The sequence below is a fragment of the Nostoc sp. genome (genome assembly GCF_036917155.1).
In the GTDB taxonomy this organism is placed as follows: domain Bacteria; phylum Cyanobacteriota; class Cyanobacteriia; order Cyanobacteriales; family Nostocaceae; genus Nostoc.
Map to the genome: position 1 here is coordinate 1 of NZ_JBALDZ010000074.1, position 23,861 is coordinate 23,861.

Below are 23,861 nucleotides of genomic sequence, written 5' to 3' on the forward strand. Positions count from 1 at the left end.
ATCTCGCATTACTCTACGGTTTTATAGGACGCTACAGCGAAGCCGAACCCCTGCATCTGCAAGCTTTGAAACTGAGAAAACGCTTACTAGGAGAAAACCATCCTGATGTCGCCACTAGCCTGAACAATCTGGCAGAACTCTACGGTTTTATAGGACGCTACAGCGAAGCCGAACCCCTGCATCTGCAAGCTTTGAAACTGAGAAAACGCTTACTGGGAGACAACCATCCCAATGTCGCCACTAGCTTGAATAATCTAGCATTACTCTACTATTCTACAAAACGCTACAGCGAAGCTGAATCTCTGTATCACCAAGCTTTGGCAATTTGTGAATGTACTTTAGGTGTAGGTCATCCTCATACAATGAGGGTTCGGCGAAATTATGCAATATTTTTAAGAGAAGCATATCGCTAACGATCGCACCCTTTCTCACCAAATTGATGCCACACAACAGTTGTAGTTCAAATTTTAGCAGCGATCGCAATCCTATGCAGACATTTGTTTATGTGGCTAATAGACAAACCCTTTCTCCCCCTACTCCCTGACTTATCCTAACAATGAGCGATCGCTTTACAGGGGGCAGTTTTATTGCCCCTCCCTTAAGAAAACGTCAACAATTACTTTAATCTATGGCAATTATTACGTCTGATGATTTCACTATGGCGTAGACTTGTTTGCCTTCAGTAAGTTTGAGATTTTCTGCTGATGATTTGGTGATAATTGCAGTCACCTCTACCCCTGGCGCTACTTCTATTGTTACTTCAGTATTTACAGAGCCAACAACGACGTTTTTGACAGTTCCTTTGAGAGCATTACGAGCGCTAACTTGCATTTTATGACTCCTACTGTTTTTTTATTTACACGATATATAATAACAAGTAATTCAATTAATCTGTATAACTACAGATAGGAAATATATGAATTTTTACTATCCATTAATATAGAGAATATACACAAATATTTTGGTATTCATGTCTTTTTGCACCAACTTATTTGGTAATAATGGACAGATTTGGTAAAATTTTTGAGGATGCAAGCAAATAAACCATATACAAATAAAAGGCAAACAGATAAATGGAAGACCGCAGGCATCATAACAACAAAGTTAAGAAGTAAAAAGTAATAAGATGCAAAACTTCATCCTATCTCTAGCTTCCCTCTCCTTATAAAGGAGAGGGATTGAGGGTGAGGTAAACCAGGGACATAAATTGTATGTTATTTAATTCTTATCGAAACAGAATACATGTGTCAGTCGCCAGAATTCAGAATGAATTTTGTGCGACTGGTGGATAGCGTAGCTAAGCCTTTGTCTTCTCCCTTGGCGTTAGCTTCTCCCAATGTGAGAAGGGGAGACGCAATCATGCGAACGAGCGTCTGAATCCAGGGGTTTAAGACCCCCACTAAATCTTTGATTTAGTGGTCTTCTCCCTTGGCGTTAGCCTCTCCCAATGTGAGAAGGGGAGACGCAATCATGCGAACAATCAGTGGCGGGTCTGGATCCCCCACTGATTCATTCTGACTCCTGAATTCTGACTTCTGAATTCTTCTTCAATTACTTTGATGATGTATGGGAAACCATACTTAATCTGAAAGCAATTAAGCGCATGAGAAAAGTACAGGACACCCTTTATCTCGAACTTGTAGGAGAGTCAGATGTACTCCTTGTTCATGGGGAATTAGCAGAAAGGATATGGGCACACGTGAAATTCTCTGATGAAATCAGAGAACTAACCTAATGACAATATCCTCTCTAACAGGAAGGTTTTTTATTTTACTCCAAGTAAATTTACAACTACTTCCCTTTCTTCTCATCTAGTGCTTTTTGGATAGCTTCTCTACAGAATTCAGGAGGGTCGTCTTGTGCCTTTACCTCTTCCTTCATTTCCTTGGTAACACGAAAATTCAACTGTTCAGTCAATTCTTTGCTTGGTTGATTCTCGAAGTTCTGAGCATTCCCTTTAGGGTTAGGCATTGTTGAGAGATGTAAATATAAATTGAATCGATGTTAACAACGAAATATAGTGTCTAATCGGTAGGTAATTCACCGTTAGAAAGTTGCTACCTACCGATACCACTTTTACAAATGGGTAATTCTATTTTATGTTCACACGGTCAGAACTCGAAATTAAAACCATTGCTGAGTTGAGAGATTTGTGTAGACGGTACGGCATCAAGCCAACGGGGAACACTGGCTACAAGACAAGTTACGTTACCTCCCTGATTGCATTCCCTGCTATAGCCCTAAGCCAGCTAGAAAAGGGGATGGGGTTGAGAAGGTTGTCATTTGAAGCTTACCAGAATATCGCCCAAGCGCTAGATGAGATGAACTCACCCACTGATGAGCAAGCAGCGTTGATTAAGCTGACGATGGAAGGGAAACGCTACCAAGCGCCTGAGAGGTGGGAGCAAGAGCGGTTAATCAATCTCTACAAGGCAAAACTGAAGCTAGAGCAGGTAATGGAACTACTAGGGGAATAAACTAATCCCTAATCCCCAATCCCCAATGTCCAATGACTAATAGTTTACTAAGGGAGGGTAACACCTCCTTTTTTTGTCCCTAGACATAGAAGTGAAAATTAAATATGCATTACCTGAAACCCTTTGTAGGGACAATTAATGTAGACGCCAAGCGGCTTTCCGCAGGGTATTGTCCCTACGCCAATTCTTTAGATGTCTAAAGTCGGGTTGTCATAGCAAGTGTTCTTGTTTTTGTGTTGCAAGCCATTGCAGTTCTAACCACAAACGCGGATCTGTCTGCTTTAGCTTCGACATCGGATCTCGCAGCAGATGCGTAGCATTTAGGCAGACAACCTCAACTAATCCCGCATATTCTGCTACTTCCCTGAGTATAGATATCTGAGCCTTGACAGCAGCAATCAGATTGTCAGGACAATAAATTGTGAAGTATGGCAGAAAATGAATACGAGGTCTTCCCCAATAAGACTCGATGAGTTTAACATGACAGTGTTTTAGCAATTCTTCGACTTCTGGGAAAGAATGAGCAATAACCGTTTTGAATTCTTTGACTAGCTCTTGTTCATACCAACTTGTGTTCATAGTTATAACTTTCATGCTGAAAGTAGTAATTGGGAATTTTGAATTGTGAGTTAGTTTTTCTACTAATCACTGATAACTCAGCACTTACCAGCCTTGGCGCGAAGATTTTTTGGGATACTGTGTAGTACAAAAAGGTCGGCGAAGCAATTTTTTCCTAATGCTGCTTCCGTTCTCCTCAAACACTATCAAGTGCAATACTTGCTCTAGGAAACGCCGTTTGTCAAAAATGCCTTGAATTAGTATCTCTAGTTCAGTTGCGCCCTTGGCAGGAAAGTCCTCACCATCAATGGTGCGCCAGGGTAAAAACTCCTGCCAGTCGGAGGTTAATGTACCAACTCGTGCCCGATTTCCATAAGGAATAACTAGGAATGTGTTGTAGGAAAACAGCTTCGGTATTTGTTCAATGTAGGTTTGAATTCGTTGATAACCTTCTTTGAAAGTTGCCTGTTCATCACTTGGCTGAATCGAGACAATAACTGCCAAAGGTAAGCCGTTGATAAAGACAACTACATCAGGACAATGAACATGACTCCCCTCAACTACAGTCAAGGGATGAATAGCTAACCAATCATTATTCAGTAGATTAGACGTATCAATGAGCCACACTTTGTCATGAACTATTTTTTCTTTATACAGGTATTCAACTTCCACACCATTGGTCAAAAATGTGTGAAAGCGGCGGTTATTTTCCAGCAAGTTAGAACTCTCTGTGGAAGTAACCTGATGTATAGCTGCGGCGATCGCTTCATCAGGTTTTTTCGGGTTAATTTTCTGCAAAGCGTCATGGAGGCGCTGAGACAAAACTACATCACTATAACTACTCCGCCCGATCTGATGCTTACCCAAAGCAATATCTGGCTCTAATAAAACTGTGTAGCCAATAACCTCGAACCAAGTGAGCAAAGATAGTGCGATGGCTTCTCTAGAGGCTCCGCCAACGCGTAGCTTGCTTCTTCCTAAGGGCATCGCAGATTGTGCAAGGTCAAAACGACGGCGAAGTTTTCTGGTAACACGACTCGCTTTGACAGTTATTTTTTTTAGCTGTGCTGGATTCATGAAAAAGCTTGTGCCTAGCTTATTGGCATTGGTTGGTATCTTTTCGATGGAGTATACGACTTGATACTAACTATCAAAGCTGAACTTGATCGGCAAGATTGTATCTAGTGATACATATTACCAATAATATTGGTAATATGTTCATGAACAGCTAGAGTTAGTTCTGTTTAATGCTTAACCTTTGTTTCCTGCTCTAAAAACAGGTTGCCAATATCAAATAAAAGCTGCATAGTACCTCGGTAGCCAACCTTGGTAAGCTGACTATGATCTAAGCGGTCAAAAATGGGAATCCCTTGACGGTAGAGAGGAATTTTTAAGCGTTGAGCGATCGCCACTCCATGAGAGTTGGTAATTAGTAAATCAGATCCAACCGCCAATTGTTCAAAATCTTCCAAATCGCCAATAGTAACGGTGGGAATCGGAAGTTTTTCTAGTAGAGGAAAGCGTGTCGTTGTTACTGCTGAGTGAATCTGAACTCCTAGCGATCGCAAAAAAGCAACTGTTGACCAAAGTAAATCGGGTTCCAACGCCAAAGAAACTCGCTTACAGCCAAAGTAAAAGTGATTCTCCAACATCATATATTTTAACTGACGGCGCTGGTGGCGATATTTCTGTGGTACGCTGACACCGCTGATATCCGCCAATGCTTGCAGGAATTTATCTACTGCTACTAATCCCGTCAATTCACCAAATACCTCATAAGGTATATTGAATCTCTGCTCCAAAATTTGCGCCCCAGCCCGCATACTCTCACCTAATGCCAAAGTGAATACAGAACTGCCAATTGAGCGCAACTGTGCTGCATTTGTGCCATTAGCTGCAATGCTACTAGAGGAATCTTCTATAGAACCATCTAATGAGCCAGAAAGGTCAGGTACAACAATAGGTACAAGTCCAAAAGAAGTGACAATCTCTTTGATTTCCTGTACATCCCCTGGTGTGAAAGCAGAACTCGCCAAAATAGTGATTTGTGTAGCACAAGCATCTTGCCTAGAGCTTTTTTGGGGGATTTCCCTGACTATACTCTCAACTGCACCAGCAAAGCCATCCTGTAATGTACCTTTGAAATCCGGTGTAGAGACAAGCACAATTGGTAAATAATTCAGTTCTGGGTGACGGTGGCGAATCTCCTTAACAAAGCGCCCCATATCATCACCTCTGGTTTCCACCAGTCCAGTGCTACAAAGACCGATCATTTCTGGTTTGGATCTCTGCACCAAAGTCAAGATTGCTTGTTCAACTCTTTCCTCGCCACCCAAAATTGTTGCAACTTCGGTCATCGCCGTACTGGAAAGGGGAATCGTCTGACGGAAATGTTGTACTAATACCGCCTGAGTCAAAGCAGTACAGCCTTGAGAACCGTGTAATAAAGGCATCATTCCCTTCAACCCCAAAAAGGCTAAAACTGCACCCACAGTTTGGCTTTGCTTCAGAGGATTAACTGCAACAGATGTACTCGTAACGCTAATAATCGCCATTAAATGTCCTCCTCTGGAGAAGATGAGGGGGATGAGGGGGATGAGGGAGATGAGGGGGATGAGGAAGAAATTTCTCCCCCTGCTCCCTCATCTCCCCCTGCTCCCTCATCTCCCCCATCCTCTGACCACGGGGCTGGCTGGCATACTTGCTCCCATACAGGGTTGTAAAAAGCGGCATACAGTTCTTGTGCTACCTCTAAGATTCCTATATAGCCTGCATAGGGACGGTTGCGTTCTTGATTAATATCTAGAAATGGAATCCTAGCTGTAAGAGAAGTATCTTGATAGCGTTTATCAGCAATTAACATATCAGCTTGATTTTCGTTAATTATCTGTAAAATTTCTTGAGGACTACTTTTTTCTAGAATTATGCCATCTTGACCCAGCAAACTTTTGACTCTAATTCTATCCTCTTCAGGATTATTCTTAGTAAGAATAGCAATAACTTCCATCCCCAATTTCTTAGCAGCAAAGATAATCAGCCAACTCTTGAAGCTTCCAATAGAAAGGATAATACGCTTACCTTGTAATCGGGTAATATACAAAGCTAGTTTCTCATCTATTTCAGCAGTTTCTTCTGCAATTAGTTTTTCTGTAGCTTCCTGCAAATCAGGATTACCTAACTTTGCAACAATGTTCCTGAGAAACTGATTGATTTGCTCTATGCCATAAATAGACTCTTCAATATAGGGAATGCCATATTGTTTCTCCATCCTTTTTGCCATGTTAATTAATGCTTTGGAGGAGAGAATCACGTTCAGCTTGGCACGATGGGCATAGCAAACTTCTTTGTAGACAGCATCGCCTGTAATTTTTGCCAAAACTCTAATACCTAATTTCTCCAATAAGGGTAGAACATTCCATATTGAACCTGCGATATTATGTTCACCAATTAGGTTGATGTCATAAGGTGTACTAGTATCTGGCTCCGCTGTTCCAATAACGTGTTCTAGCAACGCTTCACCAGCAACACGATTGCCCAAATTTTGGTTTCCAATGAATCCAGGACAATGTACAGGGATAGTGCGTATTCCTGTTTTCTCGGTGGCATTTTTGCAAACTCCCTCAATGTCATCCCCAATCAGGGCGGTGATGCAAGTAGAGTAAACAAATACCGCCGTAGGTTTGTAGCGTCTTACTAATTCTAAAATGCCTTTGTACAGCTTTTTAGCTCCACCAAAGATAATATCGTTCTCATCTATGTCGCTGGTAAAGCGTATTTTGTACAGCATTGAACCAGAGGAGAGACTGCTGTAACTTCCCCAAATACTGGCAGCACAGCCACTTGGCCCATGAACTACATGAGCAGCATCAGTGATTGGTACTAGGGTAATCATTGCACTATCAAAAGCGCAACTCCCTTGAGTAGTTCCAGGTTGGGGTAATTGTGTAGAAGACTTTTTTTTCTTTTGCATCTGCTGCTGACGAGCATCTTCGGAATTGGAGTCACTGAGTGAATCGTTGGTTTTTCCTGGGGTGGGATTCATTTGTTTGATGCCAATAGGTAGAAGTTGTTAGGTGATAACTGAATTTCCAAAGACTGAAAAGAATTTTCATTTCTTAAGTGTGTATCTAAAACATGGAATAAAAGGGAATGAAAAAGAGAATTTTTCATTCCCTCAAGCATAAAGACCAACTAGGTTAGAGAACAATACGCTTGGGTTAAGGCTAAAACTCTGTTATCAAAGTCAAATTTTTAACGTAGACGCAAAGCGGTGAGGGGGTCGCAGTCTTGGCGGTTCCCGTCGATTGCGTTAGCGCAGCGTTAGCGACGTTAGGAGCGTCACCCCCGAACCCGTTGGCGCAGCCTCTCGTAGAGAAGGGCTTGCCGCAGGCTACCGCCTTCTCTGCGAGACACTGCGTGAACGCGTAGCGTCTCGTAGAGAAGACGCAGAGGACGCAGAGAAAAGAAAGAAATGCTTAACCCAAGCGTATTGGGTTAGAGAAGGAGGAAACAAAAACACGAACTAGACTATTAAAGTATTAATACTGCCATGTACCCGTTCGTGTATTAGTGTTAGCATGGTGAACATAAAACACACATGATTTAAGATTAGCTATTCAACTACCTCCATTTTAAAAGATTGGTGAGAAAGTGGGCTATTCTCGCCCACCTAATATTTAGTGTGCATTTAGCACCTGAGTCTCAACAAAAAACTTACTTCTTCTCACTACCGGAAACTATTTCTACATTTCCTTTTTTCAGTGCTTCTAGTGCTTCGCCTTCAGCATCTTCTTGCTTCTTAAGAGCATCTGCTTGGCTAATCATTTTTGCCGCATTTTCTTCACTTTCAAGGATACCAAATTCAATCAACAAATCTTCTAGCTCATCCATCTCGATAGGTGTGGGAACTGCGAGATTTGTATTAGTTGATAATCTTATCTGCTAGTGTACGGTATTCATTAGCTTGTCCACTGTCAGGTGCATACTCGTTCACCGTCATCCGACGCAATTCGGCGTGTTGCACGATATTGTCACGGGGGACGAAGTGAATCATCTGGGTACTTAATCGCTCATACCTAAAGAGTGGTTGCAGCAGGAATTTAAATTTACGCCAAGTTTTCCCTAAGAGGATGTTTGTAAAGTCTCAATTCGTACTAGCCCTGGCGACTAGAAGTCGCGGCACACAGACAAAACCTGCCTACGCAGGTTAAAAACTCTTAATTTTTCTTAGTCCACGGAGGTAGACTTTGTTTGTGTAGTAGCGAATTCTATTCGCCCAATACTTTTAAAACATCCTCTAAACCACATAACCAACCATTGCAATTCACTCTAAACAGTCGCTACAACTTCCCCAATTTTGCTGATATCGTAACCGCCGAGAATTTCAAATTGGGAGTGAACCATCCGATGTCCCAAAGTACTAAGCAACTGCTGTACTGGTGCTTCTTCCAGATATTCCTTGAGAATTACCAAATCATATCGTGACTGATGTAAAGGGATAAATCCCAACCCAAAAGCGGTAGCTACAGATGCCGTACTCATACCAGCATCGGCAATTCCTGTTACTAAAGCTTGGGCAACATCTTGGTGACTTTTGAGTACATTATCAAACCCCTGAACAGCATCGAATGGTATCTGCTCTTTTTGGAGTGTTTGTTCCAAAAGCATTCGACTACCAGAGCCTATTTCGCGGTTAACAATAGTCCCTCCCCCTGCAACTAAGTCAGTAACCGTTCTAATTCCCATTGGGTTCCCTGACTTTAACAAAAGTCCCTCCTCCCAAACCCCAAGGGTAATTAGAACTGCTTCCCTCCCAGCTAGAACATCTCGAACAAAAGGAGTATTATACTCACCAGTTTCAGGATCGTACAGATGCATCCCAGCGATGTGCGCCTCACCTCTGCATAGACTGTGCAATGCAGCCATGCTATTGGCGAAGTTATATTGAACTCGCAGTTGGGGATGCCAGCGTTCGGTGGCTCTTGCCCATAGTGAAATCACTGGGGCACAACCAGCAATTACAACTGTGTTGTGAAGTGTTTCGAGATTATCGTCTAGTAACCTGACTCGAACTTTATTTGTACCTGTTTGGCTTGTGCCTTCACCATCAGCCGGAATCATATCTTGGCGAAAAGCGTCTTTACCAATTAAGGGATAAGCTATCCATTGTCCTGCCACACGAGCCATGCTAACTCGTAGTTGCTGACCATTAGGAACAGGTTTGGCGAGAACGGCTTCAATTTCAGGTAAATCCCGATCTAACCAGAATAGATCCTCTACTTGACACCCAAGAGCTTTGGCCAAGCGAAGTGTTATGGCCACTGAGGGAGCATATTGTCCCGACTCTACACCACTAATAGTCTGACGAGTTACATTAGCGATGTTAGCCAAATCTTGTTGGCTCATACCTAAGCGAGTTCTAATGGACTTCAAGTTATTACGGAGATCACTATCCTGCTTCATTGGCTTTGTCTCTTGGTTTCAAAAAGCCGTAGCGGATTTAAACATTGCATCTGCCAAGGCGAAAGTATCGTCTTTGAGTTTATACCATTTCTCTTTGAAGACTTTTTGTGCTTTCGCTTTCTTGATTCCCCATATAAAAAGACTATCACATCAATTGCAAATTTGCTTGCGAAGCGCAAATTATTTTTGCGATTGGTTGTTTTTTACCTGATTATTATGCCTCAAAAGCCCTAAATTCTATTGAAGGGAGTATTTGTCTAGCAGGAAATTATTACCAGTTTTTACTCATGATGTATAACTAAGAATATCCATCTAGATGTTCTTAGTTATACATCTTATGCTGAAGTTGATACCAATGGACTGTGCTAACTCACTACGAGCTTTGGTTGAATTAAGCCTTTCTACTTACCGAGACTCAGAAGGTTGTTGCAGGCGTAATAGGGTATTGTAAACCTGCCTTTTTAAAATATTATTATTTTGTAGTTCTATAGTAATTTTGTTGAACTGTTCAAATCTTAAACCATTATCTTCGACAATTTTTTGAGCGTGGGTACAGTAATTTACTGCGATATCTTGAGCTTTCTTTGGAAGACCATTTATGCTGTTAGGATCGTTACAAACAATTTTGGGAATTTCTCCATTGCCAATAAGTTTTTTAATTTCTTCAAAGGCATTTTGACGGGCTGGCTCCATTGCTAGCACGGCTTGAGCGTAGCTGTTGATTTCAGTATTATTAACTGTATTGTTAACTATTGGTGGTGGAGTTTGAGCATAAGCTTTTGAATTCCATGCAAAAGCGGTGGAAATTACACTCACAGTGGCGATCGCACCAAAAAAAAATGATTGCGAAAGGATTCGCTTTCGGCTAGTTAGAGAAAATAAATCGGAAATTTTCTTCATATAGTTTGTGATACAGAACTACATCAGGGATATTATAAGGACTTTGAATTATTTTCAGAGTTGGAAGTTCCGGCAACTGTTCAATACATCAAGTTTTTATATTTGATTGTCAATTTCCTTGGCATACTTGACAAAGTTCGATTATTTTAGTCTGGAGTGTTGATGTTTCTGATGCTCCTTGCTTGAGGCTCACTTCTAATTCTAGTAGTAGGGGTAAGCAAGAGATTAACTGTTGCACAGAAAGCAATCTGATTTCTTGCTGTAAGAAATAGAGCCGTTTGGGATTACCGATATCAGCGGCAGTAGCGATCGCTTGTTGATTGCGCTCACCACTTTCTATCATAATCTTCACCCATAGCCAGGTGCGAAATTGTCCAATCAGCGTAGCAACTATCCGTAATCCCGGCTCGGAAGCATTGCTCAAATCTGCTAAGGTTGTCAAAGCTTTAGCTGTATCTCCTGTTCTGATTGCTGCTGCTAATTGTAAGCTATTTTGAGTAGTATTTCTTACTAACTTTGTAATGGTATCTGCATCTAAAGGCTTATTACTACCTTGGGCATATAGACGCAATTTCTCTAATTCATTGTAAAGAAGCCGTGTATCATTCCCTACGGATTCTGCCAACAGTTGGGCAGTATTGGCAGTCAGTTTTACACCCACAGTCTGGGCTGCTTGAGTAACAGATTGCACCAGTAATTCTGTTTTCCAAGGGGGAATCAGGGGAAATTCTCGGAATTCGGTCGCAAACTGTTTTAATAATTTCGTGGATTTGAGGCGTTCATCTGGCTTGTTGCGGCTGGTGAGCAATAAAAATGAGTTTTCGGGAATCACAGGTAGCGATCGCACCAATTCTGCCAACACGTTCTCTGGACAGTGCTGACACAAGGTTGTATTTATCAGCCATACCAAGCGCCCACCAGCCCCAAAAGTGGGCGTCATGACCTGATTTAACCCCTGGATAGCAGCATCAGCTTGATCGGGGGAGAATGCAGTGTAGTTAAAGCTTGTCCATTGGGGATCAAGGACGCGATCGCGCAGCATAGCGATCGCCTTTTCCATCGCAAAATCATCTTCACCCCAGTAAACATACATTGGCATAGATAAACCTCTTGGAAATTGGGAATTGGGCATAGGAAGAGACAAGGAAGAAACTTATTCAATAATTCCCCCTCATCCCCCTCATCCTCCTCATCCCCACTCCCCACTCCCAAAAATTAAATAAATACTTTTGAAATCATTCTGTTAATTAAGGTAATTTTCCCTAAAATCTATCAAGTGAGAGCGTGAGGCTATGAAGATTGGACGACAACTATCAAACTTACTTAAATCGGTTAGCACGACTGACGCTGCCAGAAGCTTACAGATCCCAAGCCCAGCATATCCAGGAATCTTCTAAATTTCAGCCACATTCTGGGCTGAGACAAGCAGCGTCCTTTCCTGGCTATACCCTAATTACCCCGCCTGCGGCAGAAGAAGAATCACAAAACTCTGCTTTCTATGCCAAATTACAGACTTACCAACAGGAACTTTTACAGTTGCCTGTAAACCGTAATTTGATTGTACCTGTACCTCCTGCTAGCTTCCATCTGACTTTAGCGGATTTAATTTGGGACAATGCTTATCTTGATGCCTACGAAAAAAATCCCAAATTTGACGAGGAGTTACATTCTTGTTTAGCTGAAGTGTTTCAGGAATATCAACAATTGATGACAAATAGGAGTCATCCAATTCAATGGCAAATGCTGGGACTGATACTGATGCCAAGAGCTATAGCCGTTTGTTTAGTACCTCAAGATGAACGCTGCTACGAGGAAATTATTAAATTTCGTCGAAAAATTTATCAAAATCCCAAGTTAATTGCCTTGGGTATTGAGCAGCATTATCATTTCACAGCCCATATTACATTAGCCTATTTTGGGGAGGTTCCATCTGACCTAGACCGCATAAGCTTCAGCACTATGCTTTCTGAATTGAATGAGCAATGGCTGTTGAATTTGCCAGAATTTTTGATCGATCGCGTCGAGTTGCGAAAGTTTGATAACATGACACGCTATTATCGTGAACCAGATTGGCCGATTTTAGATTTTTAAGTAATTAATTAGTAGTTAGTTGTCAGTAATTTCCACTCACTGACAACTGACTACTGATTATTAGTTATTTCTGCCGGAATATGACGCAACTTTAGATAAATTGATTACAATTCGATCTATTTAAAATCAATTTCTTAATTCGCAATTGTTCAAACCAAATGCAATGCGATCGCCCTGAGTGCAGTACAAACATTCTTTAAGTTAATTTCTGGGAATGTTGGGCTTTTTGAAATAATTGGGAATAACTAAGAGTAAAGACGCTAAAATTTACAGATATTGACAAGGGTTAGATTGATGAGTCCCTCACTCGAAAAAATTTTAAGCGAGATTGAGCAACTGAATCCAGAAGAGCAATTGACGGTAATGGGGCATTTGGTAGAGCGGATAAAAAAGCATATTAACCAAGCTCAACCAAAACGCAAGTGGAGCGATTTAAAAGGTATGGCTCCCTATCCGCTATTAAGTAAGGATGCTCAAGAATGGGTTTCGCGGACTCGACAAGAAGGAGATGAGCATCGAGAACGGTTGTTGCGAGGAGAGGAATGAAGATTAATGATTTTATCTTTTAGTTAAATCTAGCTTTTTGTAAATGCTCTAAATAAAATCTCCAGCCTAAAACTCCGGTTTTTGATAACCGAGGTAAATTGCTTCTAAAAAAACATCAGGTGTAACAGTTTCTGGCAATTTTTCTAAATTAATAATAGCTACAACTTGCTCGGCTAACTTTAGAGATAATGAGGCTCTTGCTTTGAATGACATTGCACCACGTCGCTGCAAATATTCACGAATAACTGCAAAATCATCTGGCATCAATGGTGATAAATCGGCAATCTCTACTAACTGTTTATGGAGTGTCTTTGCCTGTTCTGAAATTGTCAATGTTGCAGATGCAGTGGGTGTTTGGGCTTGAATTACAATCGTGCCAGCAGCCAAATCACCTAAGCGCTTTTCGCGGCTACCCAACATAATTAAAAAAGCGCCAATAAATAAAGTTTCATCAAAGGGCCGCAGTAAGGCACGTAGGGTTGCTTGTTGTAGTCCGATGAGTCTACCATCATCTCGAACTACGCGAATTTTAGCAACCCATTTACCAGGAGTTTGCCCAAACCATAAGGTTTCAAAAAATACAAAATAGCCGATATAAATGGCAAAGGCAATCAAGCAGAAAATTGCGATTAACCAAATTCCTAAATTCTGAGCATTCGTAATTAAGCCTTCAAAAAAATTGAAGAGTTGCGTTGAAAAGATAGTCCAGGTAAGGAGAAATACAAGCAAGGTTACAATCAAGATTGTATAGTCAATCAGCAGTGCCAAAGCTCGATTACCGATTCCCGCTAAAGTAAATTCCAACTCTACACTTTCTGGAGTCTGGAATGTGATGCGATTAAAAAAGCGCATATTTTAACTAATTCAAAATTAATAGAGTTGGATTAAGATGTTGAGTTAACGAAAATCTTGCGAGGGTGGTTCTCGTAATTGCAAACCTAGACCTTCACGCCGACTACGCAAGTCCAAGTATAAAACAGCTTTTAGTGATTGCCAGAATGGCATGACTAAAACTCCACCAATCAAGCTTCCAATCACAGAAATAAGATAGACAATCGAGTAAATAGCAGTACCAGGCTCAAGCTTGATTAGGAATAAGCTAGGTATATAGTTTAATACAAACACCAACGGAAATGTCACGATAAAAGCAACTAAAACAACGCCCTGAATGCGAAATACTGAGGCTTTAGTTAACTCCCAACTTCTGGCAACACTTTCGCCACCATTGATATTTTCCTCTACTGCTAAGGGCACTTCAGCTACTATCCAACGGGAGTAGAACCACGTTAGTCCCAACAATACAATGCCTGCTGTCACAATTATTGCCAATGTGGTTGTGACTATCAGGCCTGAAGTGCCTAATACCCCTCCTAATACTACTGCGATTAAGCCAGCTATTACACCGCCCACGATCGCTAGTCCCAAATAAATGAGAGCCAAAGATATACCGACTTGGAAAGCAACTCTTAAAAATGACCAAAGACGTGGATTAACATGGCTGCTGGCAGTTTGGACACCTTCAGGTTGGTAAATCAATTCTCCAAAAGCCAAGCGTGAAATTAGTCCAGAAATAGCTGCATATTTTGCCCAACCATACACAGGAACTAAAATCCACAAGTGAGCGATCGCAGCCAGGTTAAGATAAGTCTTCAGATGAGAACGATACAACCGTACCGCAGCACTCACAACGTTACCGATACTCAGTGGTTGTATTTGACCGGAAGATCCAAAGTTTTCAGACATAATGATAAATTTCCCTTGAAACTACGGAGATGAATTTGAGGCTATCTTAAGCTAAGTTAAATTCAGTGTTCCCAAAATTCATGAATATTCAACGTTGGATTGCACGACGAGAACCAAATTGGCAGCGTTTGGATGCCCTATTAAAGCAGATAGAAAAAAAAGGGTTAAAATCCTTACGAGCAGCAGAGATTAGAGAGTTAGCGAGTTTATATCGTTCAGTCGCGGCAGATTTGGCACGTGCCCGCACTCAGCAAATCGGCAATACTTTGATCCAAAGTTTACAATCTTTAACAACTCGTGCCTATACGCAGATTTACCAAGGTTCGCGGCGACAGGAATGGCAGGCAATCCTAAAGTTTTACCGTTGGGGATTACCATCTGTAGTCCAGAAAGCTTTTGTATACATTGCTGCGGCAACGGCGCTATTTTTACTAGGCGCACTAGTGGCTTGGTGGTATTCCTGGCAAAACCCCAGCTTTATGCCTTTGATTGTACCTGAAAGCTTGATTACCAAGGTGCGAGATGAGCATAAATTATGGATGGGTTCAATTGTCGGTGTTGAACCTCTGGCATCCAGCGGTATCATGATCAATAATCTGTCAGTGTCTTTTGGGGCTGTCGCTGGTGGCATGACGGCTGGAGCATACACAGCCTATTTGATGATATTCAATGGTTTATTAATTGGTGCTGTTGGTACTTTAGTTGGTCAAAATAATCTAGCTTATCCTTTTTGGGCCTTTGTGTTTCCGCATGGTTCCTTGGAATTACCCGCGATCTTTTTTGCTGGGGGTGCGGGATTTTTATTAGCAAGAGCAATTTTATTTCCTGGTAAATATCGCCGTGGGGATGCACTAAAATTCTACGGTTCTCAAGCGGCGCAGCTAGTATTTGGGATTGTACCAATGTTGATTCTTGCTGGTGCGATCGAAGGCTTTTTTTCACCTAATCCCAGCATACCTGAGCCGATTAAATATGTGGCAGGAATAGGATTATTTATACTTTTAGTAATGTATTGTAGCCGCAAGCAAACATGAAATAATTTATAGGATTACTATTTGATTTTTGAACAAAATGGAAAAAAATTGTAGGTTGGGTGGAGGCTTTGCGTAACCCAACATCCTGATATCTTTTGGGTTGCGCTCCGCTCCACCCAACCTACCTACGTCTAATACACTATTTTAAGCTTGCCAAACCACTACATATACTTAGATTTTTTAAGGAATCAAATCGGATTCCTATAGGTAATGGCAGATTGGTAAATTGAAAAAATATTTTAGAATAAGATAAATACTAAGTATGTAAAAAATCATCATAAGTTGAAGCTAGGATAATCATGGTACAAACACCAAATAAGACATTGACTTTAGAAGAGTTTCTCACACTACCAGAAACTAAACCTTATTGGGAGTATATCGACGGCAAAATTATTCCAAAACCTATGCCTCAAGGAAAACATAGCACTATTCAAGGAGAACTCTGTCCCACAATCAATTCTGTTATCAAAATACAAAAAATGGGTTGGGCTTTTCCAGAATTACGTTGCACTTTTGCAGGACGTTCTATAGTTCCCGATGTTGCTGTATTCTCTTGGGCAAGGCTTCCTGTAGATGAAAATGGTGATATTTCTAATACATTTGCCGCAGCGCCCGACTGGATAATCGAAATTCTCTCCCCCGAACAAAGCCATACAAAAGTTACAAAAAAAATCTTACACGCTCTCAATCACGGAACTAAAATGGGTTGGTTAATTGACCCTGATGAGCGATTCATTGCTGCTTATCCTGCGGGACAACAACCTTTACCTTTTGAGGAAATTGAGTCTGTTTTACCAGTGCCAGAGTTCTGCCAGGGGTTACAGTTGACGGTAGGTGATATTTTTGGGTGGTTAAAGGTGATTGTGTAATAAATATTAATCGGATTACTTTAACATTAATGTTTTAGCCAAAGAGTAACAGAAGACATTCTGTTTACTTAATTCAACCCAACCTACTATTCTTGCACTGAAATATGCCAAGACGCACAAATGATATGCCAAAGTGCATCATAACCGAACTATCTGATGAACAAGAGGCAATGCTTCCTATCTATAGAGATAAGTGGCGATCGATACAAATATCAACTGAATCAATTAAGCACGAAAAAGTCGCAACAATAATCGCAGAAATATTTAAAAGTAAGATTTAAACGCATCTTAATTTTTTGTTTAGCAATTTTTAAATAAGCTTTAACCATGAAAAATGTAGCCTATTTAAGGCTGGAATTACAGCAGGAAAAGATTCCTTTAATCAGAGGTAATATGATTTTTTCGACCGCCATCTTGAATCGTGTCGTTGCTACTTCAGTGGTGACAACTTCTATTGCACTTAGTCCATTTTTTAGTGCGATCGTACAAGCTGAAACCTTGAACGGTGCAGGAGCAACTTTTCCGGCTCCCCTTTACGAACGGTATGCTCGTGAAGTCAAGAAGACATATCCAGACTTGAAAATTAACTACCAGGCAATTGGTAGCGGTGGTGGTATTCGTCAAGTCATTGCTGGAACCGTTGACTTTGGTGCTAGTGATGCTGCAATGAAAGATGATGAAATCGCTAAAGTCAAGAATGGTGCAATCTTAGTACCTACAGCAGGCGGTGCTGTTTCTGTTGTTTACAATCTTCCAGGTGTTAATAATCTCAAATTATCCCGCGCTACACTACCAGCAATTTATTCAGGTCAAATTACCAAATGGAATGACGCAAAAATTAAAGCTGATAATCCGGGTGTGAATCTACCAGATCAAACAATTAAATTTGCTGTTCGCGCCGATAGTAGCGGTACAACTTTCATTTTCACTAACCACTTGAGTGCAACCAGTGGTTATTTCAAAGGCAGAGTTGGAGCTAATACCGCTCCAAAATGGGATCTACCAAACGTTCTCAAAGGTAAAGGTAATCCAGGCGTAGCTGCTATAGTAGCTCGCACTCCTGGTTCTATTGGTTATGTAGAATATAGTTACGCTGTCCAAAATAACCTGAAATCAGCATTGATACAAAATAAGAAAGGAGAATTTGTTGCTCCTTCTTTAGAATCTGCAAATGCGGCTTTATCAACTGTGACTTTTCCAGACAACTACCGCGTTTTCGTAGGAGATCCAGGACAAGGTTATCCCATCGTAGGACTCACCTGGATTATTGTTTACAAACAGTATGCTAATGCTTCTAAAGCTGATGCTATTAAAAAATGGATTAATTGGGTATTGAAAGACGGTCAACAATATAACGATGACCTCAATTATACCAAAATTCCATCTGATGTGGTAAATCGGGTGCTTCAGACAGTGAATAACACTGTCAAACCTTAATTTGTAACCTTACTACTTTACCTCACCAACAGCAATCCTAAATTGTTTGTGAATATCTTCTCTTTCTCTCTTCGCGTCCTTTTCTACGAGACGCTACGCGAATGCGTACTTAGCAGTTCGTCTTCATGATTTTTTGCTCACAACCTATCTGAGATTGCTGTAATAGGGTGAGTTGTTAACTCACCCTAATAAAAAAATCTATTTTATTGATTTGTAATGGCAAATTCATCGGAACCAGCCGACATAAATTCATCAGAGGATTCAAATCTAGATGATGAAAGCTTGAATCTAAAAGCTATCGGCAGCACAAATTTCTGGCTTGACCAAAGTTTTACATGGCTAGTATACTTTTTTGCCGTGATTACCGTTGCAGTGCTATTTTTGATGAGTTGGGTAATTTTACACGAAGCTCTACCAGCTATTAAGCAGTTTGGAATAGGGTTTTTGTGGGGCCAAGATTGGGATACAGGTAATAAGATTTTTGGGGCATTACCCTATATTTATGGAACTTTGGTAAGTAGTGCGATCGCTATTTTATTTGCTGTCCCAATTGGAATAGCAGTAGCCTTAGTCACGAGTGAAAATTTCTTACCTTCATCGCTCCGAACCACCCTAGCATTTGTTGTTGAATTAATTGCAGCAATTCCTAGTGTAATTATTGGTTTGTGGGCAATTTTTGTTTTTATTCCAGTTCTTGAACCTTTCCAAAAGTGGCTAGCCAGTACTTTTAAATGGATACCACTATTTAACACAGAAGATCCTTCGGGGACTAATATGTTGACTGCTGGAATTATTCTAGCCATCATGATTTTGCCCACGATGGCAGCAATTACTCGTGATGTATTAATGGCTATCCCTAAAGAATTACGCAGTGCATCTATGGCTTTAGGTGGCACTCGTTGGGAAACAATTTTTCGAGTCTTGCTACCAGCTGGATTTTCTGGAATGGTGAGTGCAGCCATGCTCGCCTTAGGACGTGCTTTGGGTGAAACAATGGCTGTCACTATGGTGATTGGCAACTCTGCTCAAATCAGTGCTTCTCTACTCAATCCAGCTTATACAATTCCCTCTGTGTTAGCTAATGAATTTGCCGAAGCGGAACCGGGATTGCATATAGGCGCTTTAAGCTATTTGGCATTGATTTTGTTTGGTTTGACTCTAGCTGTAAATATTGGTGCTGTACTATTAGTTAAGTGGGTTGGCAGGAAAAATAGCTAATACTAGTTATGTTTAAGATTTCCACAAATATCAATGTAGCAAGACATTTATCAATCCAAAATTGTCAAAAATATGAGTGGTTATATCCAGTCAGAAAATGATGAATCTTTAGCGAAAGAATTATGCAGCCCTCTGCCAACAGAACGAGTCATATTTACTTATGTAATGAATGCGATCGCTTTTGGTTTTACAGGTCTAGCACTCATTCCTTTACTATCAATTTTGTGGGAAATTCTCATCCGGGGAATATCTGGACTGAAATCAGAGATGTTTGTCAAAGCAGTGATTGACAATGGCTTTGGTAATGCCATTCTGGGAACCATAATTATGGTAGTAACTGGTGCTATTTTAAGCATTTCCACAGGAATTATGACAGGAATTTTCTTGGCGGAATTTGGTCAAGCCAATCCCATCGCTGGATTTGTTCGTTTTATCACTAATATTCTGACAGGCGTACCTTCAATTGTTGTCGGCGTATTCGCTTATGGTGTAATAGTTTTAGTAACTAAAGGATTTAGTGCGATCGCAGGTGGTTTTGCTTTAGCCATAATCATGCTACCTGTAATTATACTGGCAACAGAAGAATCCTTAAAACTTATTCCCACATCTCAACGCCTTGCCTCCGCTGCTTTGGGCGGCACTCGCTTCCAAACGACTTTTCGCATCATTGTAACTGCTGCAATCCCCGGAATTACCACAGGTATTCTATTGGCTGTAGCTCGTGCGGCTGGGGAAACAGCACCCTTAATTTTTACTGCTTTATTTAGTCTAGATTGGTCAGAAGGATTGTTAAGTCCAACCGCTTCTTTACCAGTATTGATTTTTAACCTCTACAACGACCCCGACCCGCAAAAAAGCCAATTAGTATGGACTACTTCTATAGTTCTACTCAGCTTAATTTTATGTGTAAGTATTCTTTCTCGTTTAGTTATTAGGCAGAGAAGACTAAAGTAAAATAAATTTCTGTTTTTGTTTCGCACCTTGGGAAAGCATGAGTAACCTAATTCCAGCCATCAAAGTTAAAAATATCAGCTTTTACTATGGCACAATAAAAGCAATCGAAAAGGTATCAATAGATATTTATCAAAATCAAGTAACCGCAATTATTGGCCCTAGTGGTTGTGGTAAATCTACCTTCATCAAAATTCTTAATCGTATTAGTGAATTAGAAGGGCCCGTAAAAGTTGAAGGAGATGTAGAATTTTTTGGTCAGAATATTTATGCTCCTCGTGTCAACATCAATCGGTTACGCCGCCAAATTGGTATGGTGTTCCAAAAACCAAATCCTTTTCCGATAAGTATTTACGAGAATGTTGCCTACGGGATGAGAATAGCAGGTAGATATTCAAAATTAGAATTAGATGAAATTGTCGAATCTGCACTTCACAGTGCTGCTCTTTGGCATGAAGTCAAAGATAAGCTGGATAAATCAGCTTTAGGGCTTTCTGGTGGTCAACAACAAAGATTATGTATTGCCCGTGCTTTAGCAGTCAAACCAAAAGTTTTACTGATGGATGAGCCTTGCTCGGCTCTTGACCCCATAGCTACGATGAAAGTTGAAGAACTGCTCCATAGTTTACAGTCTGAGTTGACAATTGCGATCGTTACCCACAATATGCAGCAAGCCGCTCGCGTCTCTGATTTTACGGCTTTCTTCAGCACCGACGAAAGTCGCATTGGTCAAATGGTTGAATTTGGTGCTACAGAGCAAATCTTTAACAACCCACTAGACCCCCGCACCCGTGACTACATTTCAGGGCGTTTCGGTTAAAGTATATCTTAACATGACTTAATAATTTTTGTCGAACCATCTAATTAAACTAAACCACATCTAGTGGTCTGTCTCATTAATTTTGACGGTTAGAGAGACGCGATAAATCGCCGTCTCTACAAGGAATTCATCCATTAAATATAATGGATAACTCATTCTTAACTTTTCTTCCTTTGCGACGGCAGTCGCTCATGGGGGAAACCCCCAAGACCGCGCTGCCTCCTCTTTGCGTCCTTTGCGGTTCGTTCTCTTAACCCTCAAAATTAATGGGACAGACCACTAGTAGTCTGTCAATAAATAATTGATGGATAAATTACCTGTAGAGACGGCGATTTATCGCGTCTTTCTATTGCTTGAATACAGGTATTTACTAACAGTTTATCTGCTGGATAGCTACCATGTAGCTACGTAATTTCCATGAATATCTCCTTTTGGGAGTAACATAGTGAAACAGCGGCGCTGATTTGTACTGTTTTACCTAATCAAGTTTCGTTTCACACGTTTTGGGAATATGAGTAAACTAATTCCAGCTATCAGAGTCAAAAACTTCAGCTTCTATTACGACACTCAAAAGATAGTTGAAGGCGTGTCAATGGATATTTACCAAAACCAAATCACAGCAATTATTGGTTCTAGTGGTTGTGGCAAGTCTACTTTTCTTAAATCGTTAAATCGCATGAGTGAATTAGAAGCAGAAGTGAGAGTTGAAGGAAAAGTAGAATTTTTTGGACAGAGTATTTATGAGCGTCGTGTTAATATCAATCGCTTACGTCGCCAAGTTAGTATGGTTTTTCCCAAGCCAAATCTTTTTCCTATGAGCGTTTATGATAATGTTGCTTATGGGGTGAAATTGGTTGGATGGCATCCGAAAGTAGAATTAGATGGAATAGTTGAATCTGCCATCAAAGCTGCTGAACTTTGGGATGAAGTTAAAAATAAGCTGCACAAATCGGCTTTAGAGCTTTCTGGCGGTCAACAACAAAAACTATGCATTGCTCGTGCTTTAGCAGTCAAGCCGAACGTCCTGTTGATGGATGAACCTTGTTCAGGTCTTGATCCTACGGGTAGCATGAAAATTGAGAATTTGATTCATAATTTACGTTCTGAATTGACAATTGTGATTGTTACTCACAATATGCAGCAAGTTACTCGTCTATCTGATTTTACAGCTTTCTTTTATAGTAATGAAAATCGCATTACTCAAATGGTTGAATTTGGTACTACAAATAAAATGTTTACTAACCCCGTGGATTCTCGTACCCGCGACTATGTTTTCGCCCGCGTCAGTTGAAGAGTTTCTAAAATTCTAGCTATTCAGAAAGTTGCTAGATAGTCTTGCGGAAATTAGGGGTTAAATTTAATTTTCTCTTGCTTTGAGTTTTTCTTGTGTTGGGCAATACGAACTGACATTTACAGTATTTTTTTATACTATATATTTAAAGACAAGTATCTGCTCTAGACCACCTGAATCATAAAATGAAATGTCCCCGGTGCGAATCTACTTCATATCGTAAAAATGGTCGTCGTCATGACAAGCAGAATTACCTCTGCAAAAATTGTGGTAAACAATTCCTTGAGCCTGTATTCCCTGCTTCTCTAGAAATTGATTTGCTTGCTAACAGCAACGGGCATACAAAAGTATCTACAGATGAGGCGACGGAACTTTCTTTAGTGAAAAACTTACTAGAAGAAAAAACCACAGAGAAAAGCCTTGACTCTTTTAGTTTGAGATTAGCTGAAGAATTGCTGCAAATTATCTTATCGGCTGATTGGCTAGAATCTGCTGTGTTCAGCCAATTTATCCAAAAAATTCAACAAAAATCTGAAATTAAACATCAATTAGAAACAGGAATCTCACTTCTGCTTTTGGATGCGGAAAACTTAAAATTAGATGTGAATTCAGAATTATTTTTAGCCAGTATTTGTAAGTATCCTCTCCAATTTAAAATAGCATTTGCTAACTGGAGAAATTCCAGTATTGGGAAGCAAGATATTGAATTATATAATCGTGGTTATCAACTTGTCCATGTGCCAGAGGGTAAGAATAGTGCTGATGCAAAAATGATCGCATTTGGTGCTTGTGTTTTACGCTCTTATCCAACAGTTAAAGAAATTTTGGTCTGTTCTAGCGATGGAATTTTAATTCACCTCTGTAACGAACTCCAAAACCAGGGATTGATTGTCTATTGGATACGTAGACAAGGACAAACTTTGCATATAGAAAACCGAAATACTGGCAAATTAACTCACTATTCTCTAACAATGGCAACAGAAGTTCCATCTTTGGAAAAAGTGGTTGAGCAAATTCAAGATTTAATTAAAAATGAACAAAATTCAATCAATGCTCGATTAAACAGTTTAGCAACGATAGCAAGTTTATTTCAAGAAAGAGCTAATATCAATATTAAACATCATCCCAAGCAAGTAGAAATTGAGGAAATAAGCCCGATTTTAGATAAATTATCTGCACAATCTATTCAAGAAGAAAATCCCTCGGTAATTTCTAATGAAAAAACATTAGATAAATTACTATTAAAAATCATTCAAGATATACAACTCAAGTCACCTCAAACTAAACTATCTGTGTCTAAGTTAGGTTCCGAATTACAGAAAATAACCGGGGAATCTCCTAATTCAATTATTAAAAAATTAAAGTTAGGTTGTATCCGCTCAATAAATCGGGGTAGTGCAAAAAAGAAAAAGTAAATAGATGCACATAGCATCGTAGAATAAATCACATGGCGCAAAAGCAATC

Annotated in this window: 23 protein-coding genes and 1 pseudogene; 12 read left to right on the forward strand and 12 right to left on the reverse strand. The window is 40.3% G+C overall.

The genetic code is table 11. The features are described from left to right. On the forward strand, positions 1–413 hold a 413-nt coding region (locus V7K67_RS11050), incomplete at its 5' end, for a tetratricopeptide repeat-containing protein (protein ID WP_335166517.1). Positions 414–621: 208 nt separating this feature from the next. Here V7K67_RS11050 and V7K67_RS11055 read toward each other — a convergent pair. Together V7K67_RS11055 and V7K67_RS11060 are read right to left on the reverse strand one after the other, a co-directional pair. Further along, positions 622–831, reverse strand: coding sequence for a TOBE domain-containing protein (locus V7K67_RS11055; RefSeq protein WP_334710236.1), 210 nt, complete (start codon positions 829–831; stop codon positions 622–624). Positions 832–1,791: 960 nt separating this feature from the next. Then, positions 1,792–1,971 (reverse strand): hypothetical protein, encoded by a 180-nt coding sequence (locus V7K67_RS11060; RefSeq protein WP_334733452.1) that lies wholly within the window; start codon positions 1,969–1,971, stop codon positions 1,792–1,794. Positions 1,972–2,099: 128 nt separating this feature from the next. On the opposite strand from V7K67_RS11060, the gene V7K67_RS11065 reads away from it, so the two are divergent. After that, positions 2,100–2,477, forward strand: coding sequence for a hypothetical protein (locus V7K67_RS11065; RefSeq protein WP_334733453.1), 378 nt, complete (start codon positions 2,100–2,102; stop codon positions 2,475–2,477). Positions 2,478–2,687: 210 nt separating this feature from the next. Here V7K67_RS11065 and V7K67_RS11070 read toward each other — a convergent pair whose 3' ends face one another. The 8 genes and pseudogenes from V7K67_RS11070 to holA form a co-directional block, all read right to left on the reverse strand. Beyond that, complete coding sequence (locus tag V7K67_RS11070; protein WP_334733454.1) at positions 2,688–3,056, reverse strand: hypothetical protein; 369 nt, start codon at positions 3,054–3,056, stop codon at positions 2,688–2,690. A gap of 84 nt (positions 3,057–3,140) precedes the next feature. Next, complete coding sequence (locus V7K67_RS11075) at positions 3,141–4,112, reverse strand: type I restriction endonuclease (protein ID WP_335166520.1); 972 nt, start codon at positions 4,110–4,112, stop codon at positions 3,141–3,143. 167 nt (positions 4,113–4,279) lie between these two features. Next, positions 4,280–5,590 (reverse strand): nitrogenase iron-molybdenum cofactor biosynthesis protein NifN, encoded by a 1,311-nt coding sequence (gene nifN / locus V7K67_RS11080; RefSeq protein ID WP_334733456.1) that lies wholly within the window; start codon positions 5,588–5,590, stop codon positions 4,280–4,282. Next, positions 5,590–7,077: a nitrogenase iron-molybdenum cofactor biosynthesis protein NifE gene (gene nifE / locus V7K67_RS11085; protein WP_335166523.1), complete on the reverse strand. Its 1,488-nt coding sequence runs from the start codon at positions 7,075–7,077 to the stop codon at positions 5,590–5,592. The genes nifN and nifE overlap by 1 nt, the downstream gene beginning before the upstream one ends. A 671-nt stretch (positions 7,078–7,748) precedes the next feature. Then, positions 7,749–8,106 (reverse strand): annotated as a pseudogene (gene nifH, locus V7K67_RS11090) (nitrogenase reductase); the annotation flags it as partial. Positions 8,107–8,363: 257 nt separating this feature from the next. Beyond that, a complete protein-coding gene (locus V7K67_RS11095) occupies positions 8,364–9,497 on the reverse strand; it encodes a substrate-binding domain-containing protein (RefSeq protein WP_334709855.1) in 1,134 nt (377 codons plus the stop codon). A 405-nt stretch (positions 9,498–9,902) separates the two neighbouring features. Next, the gene (locus V7K67_RS11100; protein WP_334731516.1) at positions 9,903–10,397 is read right to left on the reverse strand and encodes a DUF4168 domain-containing protein; all 495 of its coding nucleotides are present in this window, start codon (positions 10,395–10,397) and stop codon (positions 9,903–9,905) included. A gap of 109 nt (positions 10,398–10,506) precedes the next feature. Then, on the reverse strand, positions 10,507–11,496 hold the full coding sequence (gene holA, locus V7K67_RS11105) for a DNA polymerase III subunit delta (RefSeq protein WP_334731517.1): 990 nt from the start codon (positions 11,494–11,496) through the stop codon (positions 10,507–10,509). A 200-nt stretch (positions 11,497–11,696) separates the two neighbouring features. Here holA and V7K67_RS11110 point away from each other — a divergent pair, with 200 nt between their 5' ends. Both V7K67_RS11110 and V7K67_RS11115 read left to right on the forward strand, forming a co-directional pair. Continuing rightward, positions 11,697–12,488, forward strand: a complete 792-nt coding sequence (locus tag V7K67_RS11110; RefSeq protein WP_334731518.1) for a DUF1868 domain-containing protein — start codon at positions 11,697–11,699, stop codon at positions 12,486–12,488. A gap of 294 nt (positions 12,489–12,782) precedes the next feature. Continuing rightward, positions 12,783–13,034 (forward strand): hypothetical protein, encoded by a 252-nt coding sequence (locus tag V7K67_RS11115; protein ID WP_334731519.1) that lies wholly within the window; start codon positions 12,783–12,785, stop codon positions 13,032–13,034. Between the two features lie 66 nt (positions 13,035–13,100). On the opposite strand, the gene V7K67_RS11120 is transcribed toward V7K67_RS11115, so the two are convergent. Both V7K67_RS11120 and V7K67_RS11125 read right to left on the reverse strand, forming a co-directional pair. Then, on the reverse strand, positions 13,101–13,886 hold the full coding sequence (locus V7K67_RS11120; RefSeq protein ID WP_334731520.1) for an RDD family protein: 786 nt from the start codon (positions 13,884–13,886) through the stop codon (positions 13,101–13,103). 45 nt (positions 13,887–13,931) lie between these two features. After that, positions 13,932–14,777 (reverse strand): glycerophosphoryl diester phosphodiesterase membrane domain-containing protein, encoded by an 846-nt coding sequence (locus V7K67_RS11125; RefSeq protein WP_334709861.1) that lies wholly within the window; start codon positions 14,775–14,777, stop codon positions 13,932–13,934. Between the two features lie 80 nt (positions 14,778–14,857). Between V7K67_RS11125 and V7K67_RS11130 the strand changes: the two genes are divergently transcribed. The 8 genes from V7K67_RS11130 to V7K67_RS11165 all read left to right on the forward strand — a co-directional run bounded on the left by V7K67_RS11130 (position 14,858) and on the right by V7K67_RS11165 (position 23,812). Further along, entirely contained in the window at positions 14,858–15,811 is a 954-nt protein-coding gene (locus tag V7K67_RS11130; protein ID WP_334731521.1) for a stage II sporulation protein M, read from the forward strand. Between the two features lie 299 nt (positions 15,812–16,110). Beyond that, positions 16,111–16,680: a Uma2 family endonuclease gene (locus tag V7K67_RS11135; protein WP_334709863.1), complete on the forward strand. Its 570-nt coding sequence runs from the start codon at positions 16,111–16,113 to the stop codon at positions 16,678–16,680. Between the two features lie 393 nt (positions 16,681–17,073). After that, positions 17,074–18,117: a phosphate ABC transporter substrate-binding protein PstS gene (gene pstS, locus V7K67_RS11140; RefSeq protein WP_334731562.1), complete on the forward strand. Its 1,044-nt coding sequence runs from the start codon at positions 17,074–17,076 to the stop codon at positions 18,115–18,117. Positions 18,118–18,333: 216 nt separating this feature from the next. Continuing rightward, positions 18,334–19,335 carry a phosphate ABC transporter permease subunit PstC gene (gene pstC, locus V7K67_RS11145; RefSeq protein WP_334731523.1) on the forward strand — a complete coding sequence of 334 codons (1,002 nt, stop codon included), beginning with the start codon at positions 18,334–18,336 and terminating at the stop codon, positions 19,333–19,335. Between the two features lie 72 nt (positions 19,336–19,407). After that, complete coding sequence (gene pstA / locus V7K67_RS11150; RefSeq protein WP_335166527.1) at positions 19,408–20,289, forward strand: phosphate ABC transporter permease PstA; 882 nt, start codon at positions 19,408–19,410, stop codon at positions 20,287–20,289. A gap of 37 nt (positions 20,290–20,326) precedes the next feature. Then, positions 20,327–21,106 (forward strand): phosphate ABC transporter ATP-binding protein PstB, encoded by a 780-nt coding sequence (gene pstB, locus V7K67_RS11155; protein WP_334698271.1) that lies wholly within the window; start codon positions 20,327–20,329, stop codon positions 21,104–21,106. A gap of 511 nt (positions 21,107–21,617) precedes the next feature. Next, on the forward strand, positions 21,618–22,397 hold the full coding sequence (locus V7K67_RS11160) for a phosphate ABC transporter ATP-binding protein (RefSeq protein WP_334731526.1): 780 nt from the start codon (positions 21,618–21,620) through the stop codon (positions 22,395–22,397). Between the two features lie 185 nt (positions 22,398–22,582). Then, positions 22,583–23,812 carry an IS1/IS1595 family N-terminal zinc-binding domain-containing protein gene (locus tag V7K67_RS11165; RefSeq protein ID WP_442943811.1) on the forward strand — a complete coding sequence of 410 codons (1,230 nt, stop codon included), beginning with the start codon at positions 22,583–22,585 and terminating at the stop codon, positions 23,810–23,812. Positions 23,813–23,861 lie beyond the last annotated feature (49 nt).

Bases quoted from the DNA above. Each gene is read 5' to 3' on its own strand.
- V7K67_RS11135 (WP_334709863.1), top strand. From the start codon at position 16,111: ATGGTACAAACACCAAATAAGACATTGACTTTAGAAGAGTTTCTCACA.
- V7K67_RS11075 (WP_335166520.1), bottom strand. From the start codon at position 4,112: ATGAATCCAGCACAGCTAAAAAAAATAACTGTCAAAGCGAGTCGTGTT.
- nifE (WP_335166523.1), bottom strand. From the start codon at position 7,077: ATGAATCCCACCCCAGGAAAAACCAACGATTCACTCAGTGACTCCAAT.
- V7K67_RS11165 (WP_442943811.1), top strand. From the start codon at position 22,583: ATGAAATGTCCCCGGTGCGAATCTACTTCATATCGTAAAAATGGTCGT.
- V7K67_RS11065 (WP_334733453.1), top strand. From the start codon at position 2,100: ATGTTCACACGGTCAGAACTCGAAATTAAAACCATTGCTGAGTTGAGA.
- V7K67_RS11125 (WP_334709861.1), bottom strand. From the start codon at position 14,777: ATGTCTGAAAACTTTGGATCTTCCGGTCAAATACAACCACTGAGTATC.
- V7K67_RS11095 (WP_334709855.1), bottom strand. From the start codon at position 9,497: ATGAAGCAGGATAGTGATCTCCGTAATAACTTGAAGTCCATTAGAACT.
- nifN (WP_334733456.1), bottom strand. From the start codon at position 5,590: ATGGCGATTATTAGCGTTACGAGTACATCTGTTGCAGTTAATCCTCTG.
- V7K67_RS11100 (WP_334731516.1), bottom strand. From the start codon at position 10,397: ATGAAGAAAATTTCCGATTTATTTTCTCTAACTAGCCGAAAGCGAATC.
- V7K67_RS11160 (WP_334731526.1), top strand. From the start codon at position 21,618: ATGAGTAAACTAATTCCAGCTATCAGAGTCAAAAACTTCAGCTTCTAT.
- holA (WP_334731517.1), bottom strand. From the start codon at position 11,496: ATGCCAATGTATGTTTACTGGGGTGAAGATGATTTTGCGATGGAAAAG.
- V7K67_RS11120 (WP_334731520.1), bottom strand. From the start codon at position 13,886: ATGCGCTTTTTTAATCGCATCACATTCCAGACTCCAGAAAGTGTAGAG.
- pstC (WP_334731523.1), top strand. From the start codon at position 18,334: ATGGCAAATTCATCGGAACCAGCCGACATAAATTCATCAGAGGATTCA.
- V7K67_RS11060 (WP_334733452.1), bottom strand. From the start codon at position 1,971: ATGCCTAACCCTAAAGGGAATGCTCAGAACTTCGAGAATCAACCAAGC.
- V7K67_RS11115 (WP_334731519.1), top strand. From the start codon at position 12,783: ATGAGTCCCTCACTCGAAAAAATTTTAAGCGAGATTGAGCAACTGAAT.
- V7K67_RS11130 (WP_334731521.1), top strand. From the start codon at position 14,858: ATGAATATTCAACGTTGGATTGCACGACGAGAACCAAATTGGCAGCGT.
- pstA (WP_335166527.1), top strand. From the start codon at position 19,408: ATGAGTGGTTATATCCAGTCAGAAAATGATGAATCTTTAGCGAAAGAA.
- pstB (WP_334698271.1), top strand. From the start codon at position 20,327: ATGAGTAACCTAATTCCAGCCATCAAAGTTAAAAATATCAGCTTTTAC.
- V7K67_RS11055 (WP_334710236.1), bottom strand. From the start codon at position 831: ATGCAAGTTAGCGCTCGTAATGCTCTCAAAGGAACTGTCAAAAACGTC.
- V7K67_RS11070 (WP_334733454.1), bottom strand. From the start codon at position 3,056: ATGAACACAAGTTGGTATGAACAAGAGCTAGTCAAAGAATTCAAAACG.
- pstS (WP_334731562.1), top strand. From the start codon at position 17,074: ATGATTTTTTCGACCGCCATCTTGAATCGTGTCGTTGCTACTTCAGTG.